Source organism: Aliiruegeria sabulilitoris, from assembly GCF_001558155.1.
Lineage (GTDB): Bacteria > Pseudomonadota > Alphaproteobacteria > Rhodobacterales > Rhodobacteraceae > Tropicimonas > Tropicimonas sabulilitoris.
Map to the genome: position 1 here is coordinate 1 of NZ_LOAS01000146.1, position 321 is coordinate 321.

General features: G+C 58.9%; 1 pseudogene. It reads right to left on the reverse strand.

From position 1 onward, the window contains the following. Nucleotides 1-97: 97 nt before the first annotated feature. A pseudogene (locus AX756_RS26290) lies at nucleotides 98-321 on the reverse strand (recombinase family protein); the annotation flags it as partial.

A 321-nucleotide genomic window follows, 5' to 3' on the forward strand; every position in this document is an offset into this window, starting at 1 on the left:
AGATTTCCCTACTCCGAAGAACAGGGAATTATTGGACCCGAACAGGGAATGTTTCTTGACGGAACAGGGAAAATGTCCGCGCGATCAGGGAAGCGGTTCAGGCGCCGAATCCGAGCACCTGTTTCTGAGCGCTCCATTCCAACGGCAAACTGTTGCGCAGGAGCCGCTCCAGCGTGAGATCGATCGGCTGGGTGCCGTCGACGATGGCGGCCTGGATCTTCGGCGAAAGACCGGCGAGCGCGATGATGCGCGCGACGTATCGTTCGGAGACGTTCACCTCAGAGGCAAGTCGTTTCAGCGAGGTGCCGGACTTGACCGAGT